The organism is Mesorhizobium robiniae (genome assembly GCF_040545535.1).
GTDB classification, from domain to species: domain Bacteria; phylum Pseudomonadota; class Alphaproteobacteria; order Rhizobiales; family Rhizobiaceae; genus Mesorhizobium; species Mesorhizobium robiniae.
Genome location: NZ_JBEPMC010000002.1, coordinates 135,472 through 155,276 on the forward strand (window position 1 = coordinate 135,472; position 19,805 = coordinate 155,276).

Below are 19,805 nucleotides of genomic sequence, written 5' to 3' on the forward strand. Positions count from 1 at the left end.
ATGGCGGAACTGCGGGGAGCGCTGATCGGCTGCGGCTTCTTTGCAATCAACCAGATGCACGCCTGGCGCGATATCGCGGGTGCTGCGATCGTCGCCATCTGCGACCGCGATCCAGAACGGCTGAAGATCGTCGGCGACCAGTTCGGCATTGCGAAGCGCTACGCCGACGCGGCGGAAATGTTCGCGGGCGAGACGCTCGACTTCGTCGACATCGCCACCACCGCGCCGAGCCACCGTCCGCTTGTCGAGATGGCGGCGCGGCACCGCGTTCCGGCTATCTGTCAAAAGCCGTTCGCACCGTCGCTTGCCGACGCAAAGGCCATGGTGAAGGCCTGCACTGACGCAGGCGTGCCGCTGATGGTGCACGAGAACTTTCGCTGGCAGTCACCGATCCAGGCGGTGCGTGCGGTGCTCGACAGCGGCGACATCGGCACGCCCTTCTTTGGACGGATCTCGTTCCGCTCGGCCTATGATGTGTTTTCCGGCCAGCCCTATCTTGCGACGGGAAAGCGCTTCATCATCGAGGATCTTGGCATCCACATCCTCGACATTGCCCGATTTCTGCTGGGCGACGTTTCGACGATCACGACACGCACCGCTCGCATTAATCCTGAGATCGCAGGCGAGGACGTCGCTACCATGCTGATGGACCACAAGAGCGGCGCAACGTCCGTGGTCGATTGCAGCTATGCAACCAAGCTCGCGACCGAGCCGTTTCCGCAGACGCTGGTCGAGATCGACGGTGGCGACGGCACGATCCGGCTTGCACAGGATTACCAGCTTACCGTCACCGGCAGGAGCGGAACGGCGATCAGTGACGTCTCGCCGCCGCTGCTGCCTTGGGCATCGCGACCGTGGCACAACATCCAGGAAAGCGTCGTCGCCATTCAAAAGCACTGGGTCGACTGCCTGGCGAACGGGACCGAGCCGGCAACTTCGGGTGCGGACAATCTTAGGACATTGGCGCTGGTCGAGGCCGCCTATGCGGGGGCTGCGAGCCGTGAACCGGTACAGCTCGACGCTCTGCTCAGATGACCGCCGACGCCTTCCTCCTTTATGGCACGCCCGCGGTCGAGGCCGAGCCCGTCAGGTTGCGCGCCGGCGCGCTCACCGCGGAGTTCGTCAATGGCAATCTGCGCACCATCCGCTATGGCGGCGTCGAAGTGCTGCGTGCCATCGCCTATATCGTCAGGGATCGCGACTGGGGCACCTACGAGCCGGCGCTCACGGACCTGACTGTAGACCAGGGTGCCGATAATTTCTCCGTCAGCTATTCGGCAAGTTGCGTCGGACCAAAGGGAAGCCGGCTCGACTTTCGCGCCACGATCGAGGCTTCCGCCGATGGCCAGTTGGTTTTCGACGTGAGCGCGCTTCCCGAAAACGATTTCGAGACCAATCGCTGCGGCTTCTGCATCCTGCACCCAATCGCCGGCCTGGCCGGCAGCCCGGTCACGGTCGAGCACACCGACGGCAGCGTGGTGCAAACAAAGCTTCCGTTTTTGATCGACCCTTGGCAGCCCTTCAAGGATTTGCGGGCGATCACCCATGAAGTCCGGCCGGGCGTCACCGCCGAATGCCGGATGGAAGGCGACGCGTTTGAGATGGAGGACCAGAGGAACTGGTCGGATGCCTCCTACAAGACCTATGTCCGTCCGCTCGCGCTGCCATGGCCCTATGTGCTGCCTGCCGGCGAGACTGTGCACCAGACGATCAGCTTGCGCATCTCCGGCGCCGTGAAGGCGCCGGCTGTCGCAACAGCCGCCGAACCTGTCCGCGTCGAGCTCGGCGAGGCCGGATCGCTGCTGCCGGATATCGGCGTGATCATCTACCCGGACGAGGTCGATGCCGCGCTGGCAAACCTTTCGACATTGTCCGAGCTTGGCCCGCAACAGCTGATGTTCCACTATGACCCGACGTGCGGCCACGGCCTCGACGCCTTGCAGGCCTACGCCCGGCTCGCCGCAGCCTATCCGGCTAAAACGACGCTTGAATGCGTCGTTTCCTGCGTTGGCGATCTCGATGCCGAGCTTTCGGGCGCCGCCGGTATGGTCCGCCAAGCCGGACTGAAGCTCTCGGCCATTGCCGTTTCGCCTTCGGTCGACCGGCAGTCGACGCCGCCGGGCAGCGCATGGCCTGAATGTCCGCCGCTCGAAGACGTCTATTCTGCCGCCCGCCGCGCCTTTCCCGATATCCGCCTCGGCGGTGGCATGTTCAGCTATTTCACCGAACTCAACCGCAAGCGCGTTCCCGCCGACATGCTCGATTTCGTCACCCATTGCACCTGCCCGATCGTGCACGCCGCCGACGATCTCAGCGTCATGCAATCGCTGGAGGCGCTGCCTTTCATCACCGCCTCGACGCGGGCGATCTTCGGGCCAAAACCCTACCGGATCGGCCCATCGACCATCGCCATGCGGCAGAACCCCTATGGCGGCGCGACCAAGGCCAATCCGCATAATCAACGCATCGCCATGGCCGATCGGGATCCTCGCCATGCCGGCCTGTTCGCGGCAGCGTGGACGATCGGCTATGCCGCACGCGTCGCCCCGGCCGGGCTGGAGATGCTCACGTTGTCCGGTTTTACCGGACCGTTCGGTGTACTGGCGGCTTCAGGGGAACCCGCCGGCGAAGGTGATGTCAGGCCGATCTTCCAGGCCGTACAGGGGCTTTGTGAAATGGCCGGCCTTGCGCATGTTGCGACAAGCACGAGCGACGAGACCAAGGTGCTCGCGCTGGCTGGCCGTTCTGCCTCGGGCGAGACCGTCATGTGGCTGGCGAACCTGACGGCGAACGATTTGACGGTTGATGTTTCCGTGCTTGGCCAAGGCCAGCTTGTGATGGCGCCCTACACGATCACCCGGATCGGGTGAACTCAGTTGCCGGAATTCATCACATAGAGCGCGCGTGAGCGCTCGAGGTGCTTGATCATCGCCTTCTCGGCGCCGTCGGCGTCCTTCTGCTCGATACGCTCAATGATCTCTTCGTGCTCGGTCAACGTGAAATTTTCCTTGCCGGTCCAGATCAGCATTTCGGTGTGATATTCCTTCAGCCAGCCAAGCATGGCTTCGCTGACCGCAACGTAAATCGGGTTGCTGGATATGGCCGCGATCTGGGTATGAAACTTCATGTCGGCGGATATGAAGGCTTCGGAAGCGCCGCGAAAGCTGCGCTGTTCGGCAACCGTCGCCCTGAGCTGCTGCACATCCTCGGCTGTGGCTTTTTCGGCGGCTTCCCTGACCATGCCGCGCTCAAAGAAGATGCGGGCATTCTTGAGGTGTTCGAGCGTGTCCTTCGACGACGACAGGATGATCTTGGCCGCGCCATCGACCTGTTTGATGATCGACTTGGCGGTCAGCTGAAGCACTTTCGCCCGCTCGCCATGCGAGATCGCGACGAGACCCATATTGCTCAACGCCTGCATCGCCTCGCGGATCGCCGGCCTGCCGACCTCGAAGCGCTCCATCAGCTCGCGCTCCGACGGCATGTCGTCACCCGGCTGCAATTCGCCGCTGGTGATCAAGCGCTTCAGTCTCAAAAATACTTCGTCGGAAAGCTTGCGCCGGACGATCGGCTCCGAACGGTTCATCGCCGCGAATCACTCCTTGGACCGGTGTCTGTTTAGCATTGTCGCCACGATTCCCGGAATGCCTGCCCAAGCAGGATATCGCTTGCAATACTTATGTACTCATTATACCAGATTTGGAAGATCAGGGAACTTTTTTCGAGCTATGATCACCCTCACCTATCGCATCGAGACCTCGGCGAGCATCGAGGCGCTGGCGGCCAAGATCGCCAGCGACCAGTCGACCGGAACCTTTGTCGCGCTGGCCGGCGAGACCGAAGAGCTCAAGGCGCGGGTCGCGGCGCGTGTCCTGGCGATACGGCATCTGCCGGACGCCGATCGTCCGTCGCTTCCCGAAGCCGGCGACGGGTCTTTCAAGCGCGCGGATGTCGACATCGCGTTTCCGCTGGATGCCATCGGCACCGACCTTTCAGCGCTGATGACCATTGCCATCGGCGGCGCCTTTTCGATCAAGGGCCTGTCCGGCATTCGCATCGTCGACATGAAGCTGCCGGAGGAATACCGGGGCGCGCATCCGGGCCCGCAGTTCGGCGTCGCAGGCAGCCGTAGGCTGACCGGTGTTGAGGACCGCCCGATCATCGGAACGATCGTCAAACCGGCGCTTGGGCTGCGGCCTCACGAGACGGCCGCAATGGTGGGCGAGCTGATCGCCGCCGGCGTCGATTTCATCAAGGACGACGAGAAGCTGATGAGCCCGGCCTATTCGCCTCTGTCGGAACGGGTGAAGGCGGTCATGCCGCTCGTCCTCGACCATGAGCAAAAGACCGGCAAGAAGGTGATGTATGCTTTCGGCATTTCGCATGCCGACCCTGACGAGATGATGCGAAACCACGATCTGGTGGCGAAGGCCGGCGGCAATTGCGCGGTGGTGAACATCAACTCCGTCGGCTTCGGCGGCATGGCTTTCCTCAGAAAGCGCTCCAGCCTAGTGATCCATGCCCACCGCAACGGCTGGGACATCCTCACCCGTCACCCCGGCCTCGGCATGGACTTCAAGGTCTGGCAGCAGTTCTGGCGGCTGCTCGGCGTCGACCAATTCCAGATCAACGGCATCGCCTCGAAATACTGGGAGCCGGACTGGTCATTCGTCGAGTCCTTCAAGGCGGTGACCACGCCGATCTTTTCGGCTGATGATTGCGCATTGCCGGTCGCCGGCTCCGGCCAGTGGGGCGGACAGGCCCCCGAGACCTTCGAGCGAACCGGCCGAACGGTCGATCTTCTATATCTCTGCGGCGGCGGCATCGTCAGCCATCCAGACGGGCCGGGCGCCGGCGTGCGCGCCGTGCAGCAAGCCTGGCAGGCGGCGGTCGAGGGCATTCCGCTGGCGGAGTTCGCGCTGACCCATCCAGAACTGGCGCGGTCGATCGAGAAATTCGGCGACGGCAAAGCGGCCTGACGCCATGCAAAACCTGCTTCTCAGCTATTATGGCGACGACCTCACCGGCTCGACCGACGTCATGGAGGCGCTTGAGCTTGGTGGTGTGCCGACTGTGCTGTTCATGCACCAGCCGGACGAGGCCCTGCTTTCGCAGTTCAGCCATTGCCGGGCTATAGGCCTGGCCGGCACCAGCCGCAGCGAGACGCCGCAGTGGATGGACACGCATCTCAAGCGCGCCTTCGCCTGGCTGAAGACCCTAAACGCCGAAATCTGCCACTACAAGATCTGCTCGACCTTCGATTCCAGCCCGACGATCGGCAGCATCGGTCGGGCCGTCGAGATCGGCCGCTCGGTTTTCAGCCAAGACAGCGTGCCGCTGGTGGTCGGCGCGCCGCAACTCAAGCGCTACACCGCCTTCGGCCATCTGTTCGCGGCCTACCGCGAAAAATATTTCCGTATCGATCGCCATCCCGTGATGAGCCGCCACCCGACCACGCCAATGGATGAATCCGACCTGCTGATCCATCTGTCGCGCCAGACGGATCTCAGCTCGGGCCTGGTCGACCTAGCGACGCTGCAGTCGGCGTCCCGCTCGGAAGCGTTCGATCGCTTGCTCGCCGACGGCATCAACATCGTGCTTTTGGATGTCGATAGTCTAGGAAGTCAGGCGCTTGCCGGCAAAGAGATATGGCGCGTTCGCAGGCCTGGCGGCGCTTTCGTCGTCGGCTCTTCGGGCATCGAATATGCGCTGCTGGCTGAATGGGCGTCGAACCATACCGTCCGTGCCGAGCCCAGCTTTTCGCCGCCGGGTGCGGCCGACCGGATCGCGGTGGTCTCGGGCAGTTGCTCGCCGACAACGGAGCGGCAGATACGGCATGCCTTGACGGACGGTTTCGACGGGATCGAGGTGGATCCTATCGAACTGGTTTCCGAAGCCTCCGGCGACGCGATCGCGCGCGCGGCAGCAGTTGGCCGTGCCAGCCTGGAAGCCGGGCGCAGCGTCGTCGTCTACACGGCGCTTGGACCAGCAGCCGACCGGGGCGCCGAAATCGACCGGCAGGAAGGCGCCCGCCACAAGCTTGGTCGCGGCCTCGGCGAACTTCTTCGCGAGCTGACGATCGAGCAGAAATTGCAGCGCGTGGTCATCGCCGGCGGCGACACGTCGAGCCATGCACTCGGCCAGATGGGCGTTGATGCGCTGACGGTCAGGATGCCGCTGCCGGCCTCGCCGGGATCGCCGCTCTGCGTCGCCCATTCGCGCGTCAAGGCAATCGAAGGGCTGGAAATTGCGCTGAAGGGCGGCCAGGTCGGAACCGATCGCTATTTCTGCGCCATCCGCGATGGGCTCGGCGGTTGACAGGATCGCCCTGCCCTTCCATACAAACACCGTCAATGTTCTCAGGGCGGGGTGAAAGTCCCCACCGGCGGTAAGGACTCCTAGTTGCGCATGATTCCTTTCCGAAAACCGTTCCGGTTTTCGGGGTCATGCGCGGGGGACCCAAGCCCGCGAGCGCTTCTCTGATACGGGGAAGGTCAGCAGATCCGGTGCGACTCCGGAGCCGACGGTCATAGTCCGGATGGAAGAGAACGAACGGGAGACGGTTCCGCTTTCGCGGTTCGGATTCCGTATCGTGCGTCCTGATTCTGGTTCGAAACGGAAGGATGGACCCATGAATCAGCATTCCCCAAAAGACTACGAAACTGTCCGCGTTGCTGTCATTCGCGCGCGCTGGCACGCCGACATCGTCGACCAGTGCGTCGAGGCGTTCGGGGCGGAGCTGGCGGTTCTCGGGGAGAAACGCTTTGCCGTCGATGTCTTCGATGTGCCGGGCGCCTATGAGATTCCCCTGCATGCCAAGACGCTTGCCGAGACCGGTCGCTACGCAGCGATCCTCGGCGCGGCGTTCGTGGTCAATGGCGGCATCTACCGGCATGAATTCGTGGCGAGCGCGGTCATCGACGGCATGATGAATGTGCAATTGTCCACCGGCGTACCGGTGCTTTCGGCGGTGCTCACCCCGCACAACTACCATGACGGTGCGGAGCATCACCGCTTCTTCTTCGAACACTTCCAGGTCAAGGGCAAAGAGGCAGCCAATGCCTGCGTGCAGATCCTGGCCGCGCGGGAACGCATCGCCGCGTGAAATGTCCGTCCCCGGGTGGAAATCCCGGTAACACGCTGTACTATCTGCGAAAATACCGAAATCGGGAGGATGCAGGTGCAGACCAAGAAGATCATCAATGACGGCAACCGCACCGTCGACGAGATGCTGGAAGGGATTCTCGCCGCGCATCCCCGCCATCTCAAAAGCGCTGAGGGAAGTCCGCGCTCCATCATCGCCCGTGACGGGCCGCGAGACGGAAAGGTCGGCCTCGTCATCGGCGGCGGCTCGGGCCACGAGCCGACCTTCCTCGGTTTCGTCGGCAAGGGGCTGGCCGACGCGGCGGCGATCGGCAATGTCTTCGCGTCGCCGCCGCCGGACCCGATCCTCGAATGCGCCAAGGCGGCCAGCGGCGGCGGCGGCGTGCTGTTCATGTATGGCAACTATGCCGGCGATGTGATGAATTTCGACATGGCCGCAGAGATGGCGGCGATGGATGACATCGAGGTGCGCACCGTGCTGACCACCGACGACGTGGCATCGGCGCCGCGTGACCAGCGGCAAAAGCGGCGCGGTGTTGCCGGCAATTTCTTCATCTTCAAGGCTGCCGGTGCCGCCTGCGACCGGATGCTCTCATTCGATGAATGCGAGCGCATCGCCCGGAAGGCCAACGACCACACTTTCACCATGGGGGTGGCGCTGTCGCCCTGTTCGCTGCCGCAGACCCGCCGGCCGAATTTCGAGATCGGTCCGGACGAGATGGAGATCGGCATGGGCATTCATGGCGAGCCGGGCATTGCGCGCGGAAAACTGAAAACAGCCGACGAGATCACCGACGAGATGCTGGACAAGATCTTCGACGAGATGGCGCCGGCCCGTGGCGACAAGGTCGCGGTACTCGTCAATTCGCTCGGCTCGACGCCGCTGATGGAACTCTACATTATGAACCGGCGCGTGAAGCGTCGGCTGGATGACATCGGCGTGTCAGTTCACGCGACCTGGGTCGGCAATTATTGCACCTCGCTCGAAATGGCCGGCGCCTCGGTGACGCTGATGCATCTCGACGGCGAATTGCAGACGATGCTCGACCATCCTTGTGACTGCGCCATGTTCCGCGCCGGCTGAAAGGACCTTCCATGATCGCCATCGGCACAGCTGAACTGAAAAGGATGTTCGATGCGATCGCGGTGGCGATCGAAGCCGACAAGGACAGGCTCTGCCAACTCGACGGCGTCATCGGCGACGCCGATCATGGCATCGCCATGGCGCTCGGTTTCGGGGCGGTGCGCGATGCGCTGGCGCCGCTCGAGCTCGCGGCGACCGAGCCGACGGTCTTGCTCAACACGGCGGCGAAGTCGTTCCTCAACGCCGTCGGCGCTTCGTCAGGCCCGCTTTATGCTACGGCCTTCATGCGTGGTGCGGCCGCCGTCAAGGGCAAGGCGACTTTGGCGAGCGACGATATCATCGCCCTGTTCCAGGCGATGGCGCAAGGCATCCAGGATCGCGGCAAGGCCGAAATCGGCGAGAAGACGATGGTCGATGCCTGGCTGCCGGCGGCGCAAGCCGCGGCGGCCGCGCATGCCGCAGGCAAGACCGTGTCCGAAAGCCTTGCGGCGGCGCTTCAAGCGGCCGAACGGGGCGCCGAGGCGACCAAGGACATGATCGCCGCGAAGGGCCGCTCGTCGCGGCTCGGCGAACGATCGCTCGGGCACATCGACCCCGGCGCCGCGTCGGCAGTCACCGTCATCGGTGCGATGCGGAAAAGCCTGGGTTAGAGCAATTCCAGGAAAAGTGTGAAACGGTTTTCCGTCCGGAATTGCGCAAAAACAAAGAGATAGAGCGGTTCGGCGTTTCCGTGAAACGATGAAGCGCTCTAGCCCAGTTTCGCCGCGTCCAGCCTGTCGATCGCCTGGACATTGCCGGCCGACGGTCCCTTTTCGTCGAACTCCGATGCGAGCCAGGCGTCGACGATCGACTTGGCCAATTCCGGGCCGATGACGCGGGCGCCCATGGTGATGATCTGCGCGTTGTTGGATTTCGCCGCGCGTTCGGCGGAGTAAGTATCGTGGGTAAGTGCTGCGCGAATGCCGGGTACCTTGTTGGCCGAGATCGAAACGCCGATGCCGGTGCCGCAAAACAGGATGCCGCGATCGTTCTCGCCGTCGAGAATGGTCTGGGCGAGCTTCTGCGACAGGTCGGCATAGTAGCCGGCCTGGCTGAGGTCGCTGACGGCGAGGCCGGGTTTGGTGGCAAGATGCGCGGCGATGACGTCGAGCAGCGGCTTGCCGGCGCTGTCGGCTCCAATGGCTATTTTCATGTCGTGTCCTTTCCTGACTGAATGTTTTTTTAGATTGGTTCAGATCGCTGCCGAGGCGCGTCCGAGGATGTCGATATAGCCTTCCGCCTGCCAGGCCGAGCGGCCGATGAACAACCCGTCGATATGAGGCTGACCGACCAACTCGGCGGCATTTTGCGGATTGACGCTGCCGCCATAAAGCACCGGCGGCATGGCCGGCAGAAGGTCGCCGGCAATTTTCTTGATCAGCGCCTGCTGCCTGTCGGCATAGTCGGCACTTGCCGGAATGCCCTTGTCGCCGATCGCCCAGACCGGCTCATAGGCAAACAGGATTTTTTCTCCCCTTGCCTCGCCTTCAAGGAATTGCAACGCGCCTTGCACCTGCGCGGTCAGCACGGCATTGGCCCGCCCGCCTTCGCGCTCGGCAAGCGTCTCGCCGACGCAGATCAGCGGTATCAAACCATGCTTTACCGCCGCTGCGGTCTTGAGGCCGACCGCCTTGTCGGTCTCGCCGAAATGCTCGCGCCGCTCGCTATGGCCGAGTTCGACGAGGTCGAGCCCGCAATCCGTCAGCATCACGGGCGAAATCTCGCCGGTCCAGGCGCCGGCGTCGGCCCAGTGCATGTTCTGTGCGCCGACCTTGACCCGCGTCGTCGCCAACGCTTTCTTGACCTCGCGGACCGCCGTGAAAGGCGGGATGACGAAGGGCTGGATGCGGTCGTCGAAACCGGGAACGAATCTTGCCAGCGCATCGGCGAAATCGATCGCCTCCGCGAGCCGCTTGTTCATTTTCCAGCTTGTGCCGACCCAGTAGACCATGCGTCCTCCTTCTAGAGCCTGTTCCATCCCGCGTGGCGGGATGGGGCTCTATCTTCTTCTTTGACCATGATCTTTCCGAAAACCGGTTCCCACTTTTCGGGATCATGGTCTAGTCCTTCTCGACTATTCTTAGCGAAACGCCGGCGCCATCCAACGCCTCGCGCATCTGCGGTCCCAGTTCGCGACCAGTGAAGACGGCGTCGAACGCTTTGAGATCGGTCAGGAAATGTAGCGCCGTGCGGCCGAACTTGCCGTGATCGACCAGCAGATATTTGCGCGCGGCGGCGGCCATCATCAGCCGCTTGGTGTGGACCACTTCCTGGTCCTGGTGGAAGGCGGAAGCGCCATGGATGGCCGACGACGACAGGAAGGCCACATCGGCGCGCAACGACCTCAACGTGTCCTCGGCAAGCAGGCCAAAGAAACCGTGAAACTTCTTGCTGTACTGGCCACCGAGCGCGATCAAGATGATCCCACCGACGCCTGCCAGATCCTGTATGACAGCCAGATTGTTCGAGATCACGGTAAGCGGGCGGAGATCCGCAAGGTGACGCGCAATGCCGCCGGCCGTCGAGCCGTCGTCGATAATCACCGTCTGGCCCGGTTCGATCATCGCCACGGCGGCAGCCGCCAGGCGCTGCTTTTCTTCGCCGGCCTGCTTCTGACGGTAGCGGAAATCGCTCTCGAACAGGCCGCTCGGCTGGATCGAGGCGCCGCCGCGCACCTTGCGCAGGAAACCGCTTTCTTCAAGCTCGTCAAGATCGCGATGAACGGTCATCTTCGATACGCCGAAGCGCGAGGCAAGGTCATCGACACTGGCTGTGCCGGTGTCCATCAGAAAATCCATAATGCCTTGGCGCCGGCCGTCGCTCTTCATTGTCCAGCCTGTTTCCTGAATTCCGGTCCGCTGCGAATCCGCGGTGGCGGAACCGGGGAGCCAAGGCTATTATAACAGAGGAAATCGCATAGGCGCCAATTTTTTTGTGATGATGTTACATTTCTTTGGGATATTATTCGCCTCTGATTGCTGTCCTGTAACAAGAATTGCTCCTCGGCGGCATGGCCAAAGGTTGCGGTTCACTGGAAATCCGGCCAGAAGCATCAGTGGGCTGAACGACGATTGTAAGGCCCGTAACCATAGGCTTGAAACCAAATACGGGAGACTATTGGGTGGCTCGCATCACATTGAGACAATTGCTCGACCATGCCGCCGAACACGGCTATGGCGTGCCCGCGTTCAACATGAATAATATGGAACAGGGCCTCGCCATCATGGAGGCAGCCGAGGAGACCAAATCGCCTGTTATCCTCCAGGCGAGCCGCGGGGCGCGGGCCTATGCCAACGACGTCGTGCTGGCCAAGCTGATCGACGCGCTGGTCGAGATCCATCCCGATATTCCGGTCTGCATGCATCTCGACCACGGCAACAACGAAGCCACCTGCGTGACCGCGATCCAGTATGGCTTCACCTCGGTGATGATGGACGGATCGCTGAAGGAGGACGGCAAGACGCCGGCCGACTATGATTATAATTCGGGCATCACGCGCCGTGTCGTCGACATGGCGCATTGGGGCGGCGTATCGGTGGAAGGCGAGATCGGCGTTCTCGGGTCTCTGGAAATGGGCGGCGGCGAACAGGAAGACGGCCATGGCGTTGAAGGCGCCGTCAGCCACGACCAACTGCTGACCGATCCGGAGCAGGCGGTGCAGTTCGTCAAGGACACGCATGTCGATGCGCTGGCCGTCGCCATGGGTACCAGCCACGGCGCCTACAAGTTTTCGCGCAAGCCGGATGGCGCGGTTCTGGCCATGAACGTGATCGAAGAGATCCACCGCCGCCTGCCGAACATGCACCTCGTCATGCATGGCTCGTCCTCGGTCCCGGAAGAGCTGCAGGAGATCATCAACAAATATGGCGGCCAGATGAAGCCGACATGGGGCGTGCCGGTCGAGGAGATCCAGCGCGGCATCAAGCACGGCGTGCGCAAGATCAACATCGACACCGACAACCGCATGGCGCTGACCGGCGCGATCCGCAAAGTGCTGACCGAGAACCCGAGCGAATTCGACCCGCGCAAATACCTGACGCCGGCAATGGCCGCCATGAGGAAGCTCTGCAAGGAGCGCTTCGAGCAGTTCGGCACCGCCGGCAACGCTCCCAAGATCAAGCCGCTGCCGGTCTCGGAAATGGCCAAGCGCTACAAGTCGGGCAGCCTCGATCCGAAATTCGGCTGACGTATTCTGGTTCTGAACAGGAGCCGCATCGGCTCCTGTTCATCTATCCGGCTTTCGGCAAGAGTGCCGCCCTGCCGGTCTCGATAAACGGCGCCCAGTAGTCGACCGACTCGCGGATCATGGCGACGACCTGGTGATCGACCGGTTCACGCTCGCGAAATGACAGTTCGAGGCAGATCTCGTTGTCGACGCCGCCGCCACGGCGAACCGTCTCCAGGAATTTTTCCGGCGTGATGCGGCCGTCCTTGTTGTAGGCGGCAATGAACGGCCAATGACCGCCCTTATTCATCGAAGACTGCTTGATGTGGATGATCGGCGATACCTTGGGAAACGCTTCGGCCCAGGCATAGGGATCGATGTCGTCTGGGTTGCTCGAGGTCACATCGCCATGGTCGATATCGACCATCATCTCCATCGGTATAGCCATGCCGGCTGCTTCGATCTCGTTCTGCAGCGAGCGGCAGCTCTCGATCGTGTGACCGAATTCGCGGCCGACCGACATCGGCTCCCAGAAGAGGTAGCTCAATCCGGCCGCCTTGGCATGCTCGGCGACCTCGCGCCAGCATTCCAGCGCGATGTCGAAAAGCCGCGCGCGACGCTCCGGATCGTCGAAATCTCTGTGGGTGAAGATCGCGAACTGCGTGCCCATGCCGCTGGCGCCGAGCTCGGCCGAAATGTCGGCAAAGGTCTTGAACCAATCGACATAGTAGCGGCGCACGTCGGCGTCGGGATGACCGAAATGGTTGAGCCTTCCGTAGGGGCCGGTCATCCCTGACGTTACGCGCACGCCGGTGCGGTCGAGCGCGGCGCGGAACAGGCGGACGAATTTCGAGATCGTCGCTGCCGGCCAGCCGGGATTGACGAATTCATGCGTGAGCTGCACGTCCCGGATGCCGATATCGTAGGCGATCGCGTCGATAAGATCGTCCGGTTCGGCGAAACGGTTGACCAGCGGATTGGTGTTGAGGGAAAGCGTAAAGGTCATCAGCTTGCTTTCACCAGCCGGCTCGCGCACCAGACCTCGAAGGCGGCTCTTTCTGCGGCGGACAGATGCAGCCCATGCTTGGTGCGCCGTTCGAGAATATCGGCTGATGTCAGCGCCCATTCGTGCTCGAACAAATAATTGGCTTCGCGTTCGAAGAAATCCTTGCCGAAGCACCGGCCCAGGTCAGTTAGCGACCGGGACGCACCGATCAGAACGCGCGTCCTGGTGCCGTAGAGCCGGCCATAATGCTTGACCAGAGATGCCGGCATCCAGGGATATTCGCGGCCGAGGTCGCCGAGAAACTGTTCGAAGTCGGCATTGGCGATATCGCCGCCAGGCAGATAGCCTTTCGATGTCCATGGCTTGCCCATTTTCGGAAAAAACGGGGCGATCCGGTCCAGCGCATGCTCGGCCAGTTTGCGGAAGGTGGTGATCTTGCCGCCGAAGACGGAGAGCAGCGGCGCCTGCCCGGCCGGCGCGTCGAGTTCGAAAATATAGTCACGCGTCACCGCGCTCGGATTGTCGGCGTTGTCGTCATAGAGCGGCCTGACGCCCGAGAACGAATAGATGACATCGCTGCGGGCAAGCTCGCGTTTGAAATAGCGGTTGACCACCCTGATCAGGTAGTCGATCTCGCTGGTATCCGCAGTCACCCCTTCAGGCCGCCCATCATAGGGAATGTCGGTGGTGCCGATCAGCGCCAGATCGTTCTGGTAAGGATTGATGAAGATCACACGCTTGTCGCTGTTCTGGATGAGGTAGGCCTGCCGCCCTTCCCAGAACTTCGGCACGACGATGTGGCTGCCCTTGACCAGGCGCACGTTCCGCTTGGAATTCTGACCGGCCACGCGGTTGATGATGTCGTTGACCCAAGGACCGGCGGCGTTGATCAGCGCGCGCGCCCGAACCTTCGTCCTGACGCCGGTTCGACTGTCGCGCATCTCCACCGACCACAGGCCGTTTTCGCGGCGGGCCGCGGTGCAGGCGGTCCGGGTAAGGACCTTGGCTCCCCGTTCCGCGGCGTCGAGCGCATTGATGACGACGAGACGGGCGTCATCGACCCAGCAATCGGAATATTCGAAACCGCGCTTGAACGCATCCTTGATCGGTGCGCCTTCGGGCGCGGTGCGCAGGTTCAGCGTTCGGGTGCCTGGCAGCCGCTTGCGGCCGCCGAGATGATCGTAGAGGAACAGGCCTAGCCGGACCAGCCAGGCCGGCCGGTCGTCAGGGCTGTGCGGCAGCACGAAGCGCATCGGCCAGATGATGTGTGGCGCGGATTCAAGCAGCACTTCGCGCTCGATCAAAGCCTCCCGCACCAAACGGAACTCGTAATATTCGAGATAGCGCAGGCCGCCATGGACCAGCTTTCCCGATCGCGAACTGGTGCCTTCGGCCAGGTCGTCCTTCTCGCATAGAACGACAGACAAGCCGCGGCCGGCCGCGTCGCGCGCGATGCCGGCGCCGTTAACGCCACCGCCGATGACGAACAGGTCGACGATTTCAGTAGCGCCGCTCATCTCGCCGAATCCTCTATGCGTAAGGACTTCATGGCAGCCGCGACCTCAGCATGGGTTGACCGGTGGGAGCCCGGCGATGAAGCGGCGCACCTCTTCGGCCGCTTGCTCGGCCGCGTAGGTCACCGTGCGCACCGACGCGCCGGCGATATGCGGCGTCAGCGTGACGTTCGGGAGCTGCAGCAGCGGCCAGTCGGCAGGCACCGGCTCGACCGCGAACGTTTCCAGCATCGCGCTGCCGATATGGCCTGAGACAAGCGCATCGTAGAGCGCGTCATAGTCGACCAGCGGCCCACGTGCGGTGTTGACAAAGATCACCCCGGGTTTCATCCGCGGGATGGAGTCCTTGTTGATCAGCCCGCGGGTCTCCTCGGTTACCCGGGAATGAAGCGTGACCACATCGGAGCGGGACAGGAGATCGTCGAGCGCGACCAGTTCAACGCCGGCATTGCGGTCTTCGGCGCTCAATTGCACATAAGGGTCGGACACTAAAATTCGGCAACCGAAGGCGCGCAAAAGGCGGACCAGCCGGGTGCCGATGTTGCCGTAGCCGATGACGCCGACTGTCATTTCGTTGAGCTCGCGGCCGGTACGGTCGGCCCGGTAGAGATCGCCGCGCCATTCCCCTTTGCGCAGGGCTTCGTGCCCGACCCGGATCAGCCGCGTCTCGGCAAGGATGGCGCCGATGGTGAACTCGGCCACAGCACTTGCATTGCGGCCGGGCACATTGACGACGGTGATGCCGTGGGCCTTGGCAGCAGTCATGTCGATGTTGATCGGGCCGCCGCGCGATACCGCAACCAGTTTGAGTGTAGGCAGGCGCTGCATCATGGTCTCGGAGAGCGGCGCAAGCTGGGTGACGAAGATCTCGGCGTCGCCGATGAAATCGACCACCTCGTCCGGATCGCCAAAATATTCGTTGACCTTGTCGAGGCCGAGCGCCGCATTGCCGAATTCCATCGGCTCGTCGGGCCATGCAGTCTCAAGGGTGCGGATGTCGAGATTGTCGCCGCAGGCCTTCTCGATTTTCTCGCGAAACACTTCGGGAAGCATGAAGCGGTCGCCAATGATTGCAATCTTCTTACGCATGCTCGACTTCTCAATTTGCCTTGGATGCGGCCATCGAACGCCAGACCGGCCGCAGCGCTTCATGCGCCAATGTGTAGGACGGAACCGCCCGCTCATAGATCGCGGCAAGTTCTCGGTCGCTCGGTTCCGCCGCACCCAGCAGCGGCGTGACCCATTCGCCGACGCATTCGTCCATCGACTTGTATTGGCCGACGCAGACCGCAGCGATCATCGCCGCACCCGCCGCACCGGCTTCCTCGCGTTGGCTGGTGCGAATGTCGGCGCCGACGACGGCACCCAGGATCCTGCGCAGAGCCGGGCTTCTGGCCGCACCGCCGGTCAGCCGGATCTCGCTCGGCAGCGGCCCCATCGCGGCATAGCAATCGCGCGACGCGAATGCCAGTCCTTCGAAAACGGCACGGACCATGTCGGCATAGCCGTGCCGCGACGAAATGCCGACGAAACCGGCCCTGGCATTGGCATCGACGAATGGCCCGCGCTCGCCGGCTTCCGACACATAGGGCTGGTAGAGCAGCGAGGCAGGCTCGGATGACGATATCCAGTCATCGACCAGCGCGATCATCTCGCCATTGGTGCGCGTGATGCCTTGCGAAGCGAGGATGCCGGAGGCGAGGCTGAGGACCCAATCGATGTTGAGCGTCGCCGCCATGTTCGACTGCATTTGCGCAAAGACCCCAGGCGCCGGCATCGTCATGGTGTAGCCGGTCGCGGCCTCATTGAGCAGCACTTCGTCCGGCGTCTGCGCAAGCCGCATATGCATGCCGGTGGAACCAATGATGGAGCAGCCGGGCTTGCGCTCGCGATCGAGCAAGCCGGCGCCGAGCGCGGTGCAGACCACGTCGACATAGGCGAGCACGACAGGCGTACCGGCAAGCAGCCCGGACGCCTCGGCAGCCGCCGTCGACAGGCCGACGCTATGTCTGGTGCCGTCGACGATCGGCGGCAGCAGATGCCTGAGATCGGCGACGCCGAGCACATCGAGCACCTCGTCGCTGTAACCGCGCGTGCGGAAGTCGCCAAAGGTGAAGGTCCCTTCCGACGGGTCGGTGGCGCGCTCGCCGGTCAGCTTGTAATAGAGCCAATCCTTGCAGTGGAACGCCGTCGCCGCCTGGCCAAGCATTTCGGGCATGTTGCGCTTCATGAAGGCAAACTGCGATCCCTGCTGGCAGGCGGCCAGACCGCTGCCGGTCTTTTCGAAGCGGAGCCGATCATCGGGTCGCGCGCGGATCTCCTCGACGATCCCTGCAGCGCGCGCGTCGAGCCATAGCCAGCCCTTCGCGACCGGCTCACCGTCCTTGTCGATCAGCCAGGTGCCATCGCCCTGACCGGTCACGGCGATGGCAATGGTGCGGCTGGCGAGGTCGGGGACCTTGTCGGCAAGTTGGCGCAATGTGGTCGCGGTGTCGGCCCAGGTGCGCGCCAGATCCTGCTCGGCGCCACCGCCCGGCAATGTCTCGTAGCGGTTCGGCACCGCCGTGGCCGCGAGCTGCCGGCCCGCCGTGTCGAAGGCGACGGACTTGATGACAGACGTGCCGGCGTCGATGCCGATCAGCACCTCCCGCATCAGGCAAGCTCCATGCCGTGCGAAATGGCCATGCCGCTGGCCTGGTCGAAGACGTGCAGGTTCTTCGGATCGATGCTGACCTTGATCGGCGCGCCAAGCTCCAGCCGGGTCCGGTCATGTTCGACCAGGACCAGCGAGCCGCCGGCGAAATCCGCCGCGATATGCGTCTGGTCGCCGAGCCACTGGTTGGCCGAAACCGTGGCCGGCACGCCGTCCTTCGAGCGGCGAACCGCATAGGGCCTGATGCCGATGACGACCCGCTCCCGTTTGAGCAATTCGTCGCGAACCGAGCCGCTGAACGCGTCCTTGTCATAGTCGAGTGAAAGCCCGTCGGGCAGTCGCAGATTGATCTTGTCGGCAGCCGTGCCGACATAAGCCTCGAAGACATTCATCGGCGGCTCGCCTACGAAGGTGCCGGTGAAAAGGTTGGCCGGCCGCTGCTTGATCATGTCTGGCGTGTCGAACTGCTGCAGCACGCCGCCCTCCATCACCGCGATCCGGTCGGCCAAAGCGTTGGCCTCGGTCTGGTCGTGGGTGACCAGGATCGCGGTCAAGCCACGCTCCTTGATGAAGTGCTTGATGCGGCCGCGCAGCACGGCGCGAAGCTGCGGTTCGAGCTGGCCCATCGGCTCGTCCAGCAGATGCAGGTTCGCCTCGCGGATCAGCGCCCGGCCGAGGCTAGCGCGTTGCTGCTGACCGCCGGAGATGGAGCTCGGATAGCGCTCAAGAATGTCCTCGATCTCGAGCAGCTTGGCGATGCTGGCAACCTTCGCGTCAACCTCGCTTCTCGGCAGCTTGGCCGCCTTCAGCGCAAACGCCATGTTCTCGCGCACCGTCAGCGGCGGATAGAGCGAATAGCCCTCGAACGCCATCGCTACATTGCGCTTGACCGGCGGCAGCGTGTGCACCTTGCGGCCGGCAACCGAGATGGTGCCGCGCGAGACCTCCTCGAAGCCGGCGATCATGCGCAATGTCGAGGTCTTGCCGCAACCGGACGAGCCGAGCAGTGCGACGATCTCGCCCTTGTCGATTTCGATCGTCAGATTCTGGACGGCATGCACGCCCCTATCGATCGGACCGTAGAACTTGTCGACGCCTGAAATGGCGAGTGCGCTCTGGCTCATGCCGCTTCTCCGCTGCGCAAATTGACGACGTTCTTCGAGCCGATGCGGTCGCCGCTCGCACGGTCGAACAAAAGGGCGCTTTTGCCGTCGACGGCAATATGGGCCCTGCCCTCGCTTTGACCCGGTGCCCCGGCCGGACGGGAGACCAGGATTTCGCGGCCACGCACGGTACGCACCAGCGTGACGATCTTTTCGTTGAGCGGCGTCTCGGCCTCGACGGTCACCGGAACGGCGGCCGGCGTGCCTTCGTCGACGAAGCTCAGCGCCTCCGGCCGCAAGCCGATCACGCAATCGCGGCCGACCGTCGCGTCATAGGCGCCCGTCAGATGGACCTGGACATTCGACAGGCCGACATAGATGCCCTTGGCATCGCGCGATGGCTTGACGTCGAGCAGGTTGATGGTCGGATCACCGAACAGCCGCGCGATCTCGATGTTCGCCGGCTCACGATAGATCTGCTCGGGCGTGCCGAGCTGCTTGATGACACCTTGCGACATCACCGCGATGCGATCGCCGAGCGCCATGGCCTCCTTGTAGTCCTGGGTGACGTAGACGACGGTCGCGCCACGGTCGGCCAGCAGCCTCGGCAGTTCGAGCCGCATTTCGAAGCGCAGTTTGGCATCGACGTTGCGCAGGGGATCGTCGAGCAGGAGCACCGGCGGCGAGCCGACCAGAGCGCGGGCGAGCGCGGTGCGCTGCTTCTGGCCGTTGGACAGCGCCCGTGGTTTATGGCTGAGCACATGGCCGATCTTGAGGAGGTTGGCGACGCTTTGGACGCCGGCCTTGATCGCACTTTGCGACGAGCGGCTGGCTTCCAGCGGCGTCGCGATGTTGTCGAAGGCTGTCATGTGCGGAAACAGCGCGAAATTCTGGAACGCCATGCCGACGCCGCGGAACTCGGCGTCGAGGTCGGTCATGTCTTCGCCGCCGATGAGTACCTTTCCTTCATCGGGATCGATGACGCCGGCGACGAGCCGCAGCAGCACCGTCTTGCCGGCGCCGGACGGTCCGAACAGGACCAGGGTCTCGCCGTCGGCGACGGTCAGCGACAGATTGTCGAGAACAGTCTGGCTCTTGTAGCGCTTGACGACATTTCTCAGTTCGAGGCTGGCCATG

Annotated in this window: 18 protein-coding genes and 1 riboswitch; of the genes, 8 read left to right on the forward strand and 10 right to left on the reverse strand. The window is 63.0% G+C overall.

Going from position 1 to position 19,805, the window contains the following annotated elements:
- Positions 1-1,035 carry a Gfo/Idh/MocA family protein gene (locus tag ABID19_RS05030; RefSeq protein WP_354488505.1) on the forward strand — a complete coding sequence of 345 codons (1,035 nt, stop codon included), beginning with the start codon at positions 1-3 and terminating at the stop codon, positions 1,033-1,035.
- Positions 1,032-2,870 (forward strand): D-apionate lactonase, encoded by a 1,839-nt coding sequence (gene apnL / locus ABID19_RS05035; protein WP_354488507.1) that lies wholly within the window; start codon positions 1,032-1,034, stop codon positions 2,868-2,870. Before ABID19_RS05030 ends, apnL begins: the two co-directional genes overlap by 4 nt.
- Positions 2,871-2,872: 2 nt before the next feature.
- Here apnL and ABID19_RS05040 read toward each other — a convergent pair whose 3' ends face one another.
- Positions 2,873-3,586 (reverse strand): transcriptional regulator NanR, encoded by a 714-nt coding sequence (locus ABID19_RS05040; protein WP_354488509.1) that lies wholly within the window; start codon positions 3,584-3,586, stop codon positions 2,873-2,875.
- 142 nt (positions 3,587-3,728) lie between these two features.
- Here ABID19_RS05040 and oiaX point away from each other — a divergent pair, with 142 nt between their 5' ends.
- The 5 genes from oiaX to dhaL all read left to right on the forward strand — a co-directional run bounded on the left by oiaX (position 3,729) and on the right by dhaL (position 8,838).
- The gene (gene oiaX, locus ABID19_RS05045; protein ID WP_354488511.1) at positions 3,729-4,979 is read left to right on the forward strand and encodes a 3-oxo-isoapionate-4-phosphate decarboxylase OiaX; all 1,251 of its coding nucleotides are present in this window, start codon (positions 3,729-3,731) and stop codon (positions 4,977-4,979) included.
- 4 nt (positions 4,980-4,983) lie between these two features.
- Positions 4,984-6,318: a four-carbon acid sugar kinase family protein gene (locus tag ABID19_RS05050; RefSeq protein WP_354488513.1), complete on the forward strand. Its 1,335-nt coding sequence runs from the start codon at positions 4,984-4,986 to the stop codon at positions 6,316-6,318.
- A gap of 33 nt (positions 6,319-6,351) precedes the next feature.
- A riboswitch (FMN riboswitch) is annotated at positions 6,352-6,554 on the forward strand.
- 77 nt (positions 6,555-6,631) lie between these two features.
- Complete coding sequence (locus ABID19_RS05055; RefSeq protein ID WP_354488515.1) at positions 6,632-7,105, forward strand: 6,7-dimethyl-8-ribityllumazine synthase; 474 nt, start codon at positions 6,632-6,634, stop codon at positions 7,103-7,105.
- 75 nt (positions 7,106-7,180) lie between these two features.
- Positions 7,181-8,188, forward strand: a complete 1,008-nt coding sequence (locus ABID19_RS05060) for a dihydroxyacetone kinase subunit DhaK (protein ID WP_354488517.1) — start codon at positions 7,181-7,183, stop codon at positions 8,186-8,188.
- A gap of 11 nt (positions 8,189-8,199) precedes the next feature.
- Entirely contained in the window at positions 8,200-8,838 is a 639-nt protein-coding gene (gene dhaL / locus ABID19_RS05065) for a dihydroxyacetone kinase subunit DhaL (protein WP_354488519.1), read from the forward strand.
- Between the two features lie 98 nt (positions 8,839-8,936).
- Here the strand turns inward: dhaL and derI are convergent, their stop codons facing one another.
- The 3 genes from derI to ABID19_RS05080 all read right to left on the reverse strand — a co-directional run bounded on the left by derI (position 8,937) and on the right by ABID19_RS05080 (position 11,055).
- A complete protein-coding gene (derI, locus tag ABID19_RS05070; protein WP_095483850.1) occupies positions 8,937-9,380 on the reverse strand; it encodes a D-erythrulose-4-phosphate isomerase in 444 nt (147 codons plus the stop codon).
- 39 nt (positions 9,381-9,419) lie between these two features.
- Positions 9,420-10,178, reverse strand: coding sequence for a triose-phosphate isomerase (locus ABID19_RS05075; protein ID WP_354488522.1), 759 nt, complete (start codon positions 10,176-10,178; stop codon positions 9,420-9,422).
- Positions 10,179-10,287: 109 nt separating this feature from the next.
- Positions 10,288-11,055 (reverse strand): DeoR/GlpR family DNA-binding transcription regulator, encoded by a 768-nt coding sequence (locus ABID19_RS05080; protein ID WP_354488523.1) that lies wholly within the window; start codon positions 11,053-11,055, stop codon positions 10,288-10,290.
- Positions 11,056-11,348: 293 nt separating this feature from the next.
- Here ABID19_RS05080 and fba point away from each other — a divergent pair, with 293 nt between their 5' ends.
- The gene (gene fba / locus ABID19_RS05085) at positions 11,349-12,413 is read left to right on the forward strand and encodes a class II fructose-bisphosphate aldolase (protein WP_095483847.1); all 1,065 of its coding nucleotides are present in this window, start codon (positions 11,349-11,351) and stop codon (positions 12,411-12,413) included.
- A gap of 43 nt (positions 12,414-12,456) precedes the next feature.
- Here fba and ABID19_RS05090 read toward each other — a convergent pair whose 3' ends face one another.
- The 6 genes from ABID19_RS05090 to ABID19_RS05115 are packed head-to-tail and all read right to left on the reverse strand — an operon-like array spanning position 12,457 to position 19,804.
- On the reverse strand, positions 12,457-13,398 hold the full coding sequence (locus ABID19_RS05090; protein ID WP_354488526.1) for a sugar phosphate isomerase/epimerase family protein: 942 nt from the start codon (positions 13,396-13,398) through the stop codon (positions 12,457-12,459).
- Positions 13,398-14,915, reverse strand: coding sequence for a glycerol-3-phosphate dehydrogenase (locus tag ABID19_RS05095; RefSeq protein WP_354488527.1), 1,518 nt, complete (start codon positions 14,913-14,915; stop codon positions 13,398-13,400). The genes ABID19_RS05090 and ABID19_RS05095 overlap by 1 nt, the downstream gene beginning before the upstream one ends.
- A gap of 45 nt (positions 14,916-14,960) precedes the next feature.
- The gene (locus tag ABID19_RS05100) at positions 14,961-16,001 is read right to left on the reverse strand and encodes a 2-hydroxyacid dehydrogenase (RefSeq protein ID WP_354488529.1); all 1,041 of its coding nucleotides are present in this window, start codon (positions 15,999-16,001) and stop codon (positions 14,961-14,963) included.
- 10 nt (positions 16,002-16,011) lie between these two features.
- Positions 16,012-17,565, reverse strand: a complete 1,554-nt coding sequence (locus tag ABID19_RS05105) for an FGGY-family carbohydrate kinase (protein ID WP_354488531.1) — start codon at positions 17,563-17,565, stop codon at positions 16,012-16,014.
- The gene (locus ABID19_RS05110; RefSeq protein WP_352936046.1) at positions 17,565-18,689 is read right to left on the reverse strand and encodes an ABC transporter ATP-binding protein; all 1,125 of its coding nucleotides are present in this window, start codon (positions 18,687-18,689) and stop codon (positions 17,565-17,567) included. Before ABID19_RS05110 ends, ABID19_RS05105 begins: the two co-directional genes overlap by 1 nt.
- Positions 18,686-19,804, reverse strand: coding sequence for an ABC transporter ATP-binding protein (locus ABID19_RS05115; RefSeq protein WP_354488534.1), 1,119 nt, complete (start codon positions 19,802-19,804; stop codon positions 18,686-18,688). Before ABID19_RS05115 ends, ABID19_RS05110 begins: the two co-directional genes overlap by 4 nt.
- Position 19,805 lies beyond the last annotated feature (1 nt).

What these genes read in the sequence shown, in the direction of transcription:
- ABID19_RS05030 (WP_354488505.1), top strand. Translation starts at nt 1, where the DNA reads ATGGCGGAACTGCGGGGAGCGCTGATCGGCTGCGGCTTCTTTGCAATC.
- apnL (WP_354488507.1), top strand. Translation starts at nt 1,032, where the DNA reads ATGACCGCCGACGCCTTCCTCCTTTATGGCACGCCCGCGGTCGAGGCC.
- ABID19_RS05040 (WP_354488509.1), bottom strand. Translation starts at nt 3,586, where the DNA reads ATGAACCGTTCGGAGCCGATCGTCCGGCGCAAGCTTTCCGACGAAGTA.
- oiaX (WP_354488511.1), top strand. Translation starts at nt 3,729, where the DNA reads ATGATCACCCTCACCTATCGCATCGAGACCTCGGCGAGCATCGAGGCG.
- ABID19_RS05050 (WP_354488513.1), top strand. Translation starts at nt 4,984, where the DNA reads ATGCAAAACCTGCTTCTCAGCTATTATGGCGACGACCTCACCGGCTCG.
- ABID19_RS05055 (WP_354488515.1), top strand. Translation starts at nt 6,632, where the DNA reads ATGAATCAGCATTCCCCAAAAGACTACGAAACTGTCCGCGTTGCTGTC.
- dhaL (WP_354488519.1), top strand. Translation starts at nt 8,200, where the DNA reads ATGATCGCCATCGGCACAGCTGAACTGAAAAGGATGTTCGATGCGATC.
- derI (WP_095483850.1), bottom strand. Translation starts at nt 9,380, where the DNA reads ATGAAAATAGCCATTGGAGCCGACAGCGCCGGCAAGCCGCTGCTCGAC.
- ABID19_RS05075 (WP_354488522.1), bottom strand. Translation starts at nt 10,178, where the DNA reads ATGGTCTACTGGGTCGGCACAAGCTGGAAAATGAACAAGCGGCTCGCG.
- ABID19_RS05080 (WP_354488523.1), bottom strand. Translation starts at nt 11,055, where the DNA reads ATGAAGAGCGACGGCCGGCGCCAAGGCATTATGGATTTTCTGATGGAC.
- ABID19_RS05090 (WP_354488526.1), bottom strand. Translation starts at nt 13,398, where the DNA reads ATGACCTTTACGCTTTCCCTCAACACCAATCCGCTGGTCAACCGTTTC.
- ABID19_RS05095 (WP_354488527.1), bottom strand. Translation starts at nt 14,915, where the DNA reads ATGAGCGGCGCTACTGAAATCGTCGACCTGTTCGTCATCGGCGGTGGC.
- ABID19_RS05100 (WP_354488529.1), bottom strand. Translation starts at nt 16,001, where the DNA reads ATGCGTAAGAAGATTGCAATCATTGGCGACCGCTTCATGCTTCCCGAA.
- ABID19_RS05105 (WP_354488531.1), bottom strand. Translation starts at nt 17,565, where the DNA reads ATGCGGGAGGTGCTGATCGGCATCGACGCCGGCACGTCTGTCATCAAG.
- ABID19_RS05110 (WP_352936046.1), bottom strand. Translation starts at nt 18,689, where the DNA reads ATGAGCCAGAGCGCACTCGCCATTTCAGGCGTCGACAAGTTCTACGGT.
- ABID19_RS05115 (WP_354488534.1), bottom strand. Translation starts at nt 19,804, where the DNA reads ATGGCCAGCCTCGAACTGAGAAATGTCGTCAAGCGCTACAAGAGCCAG.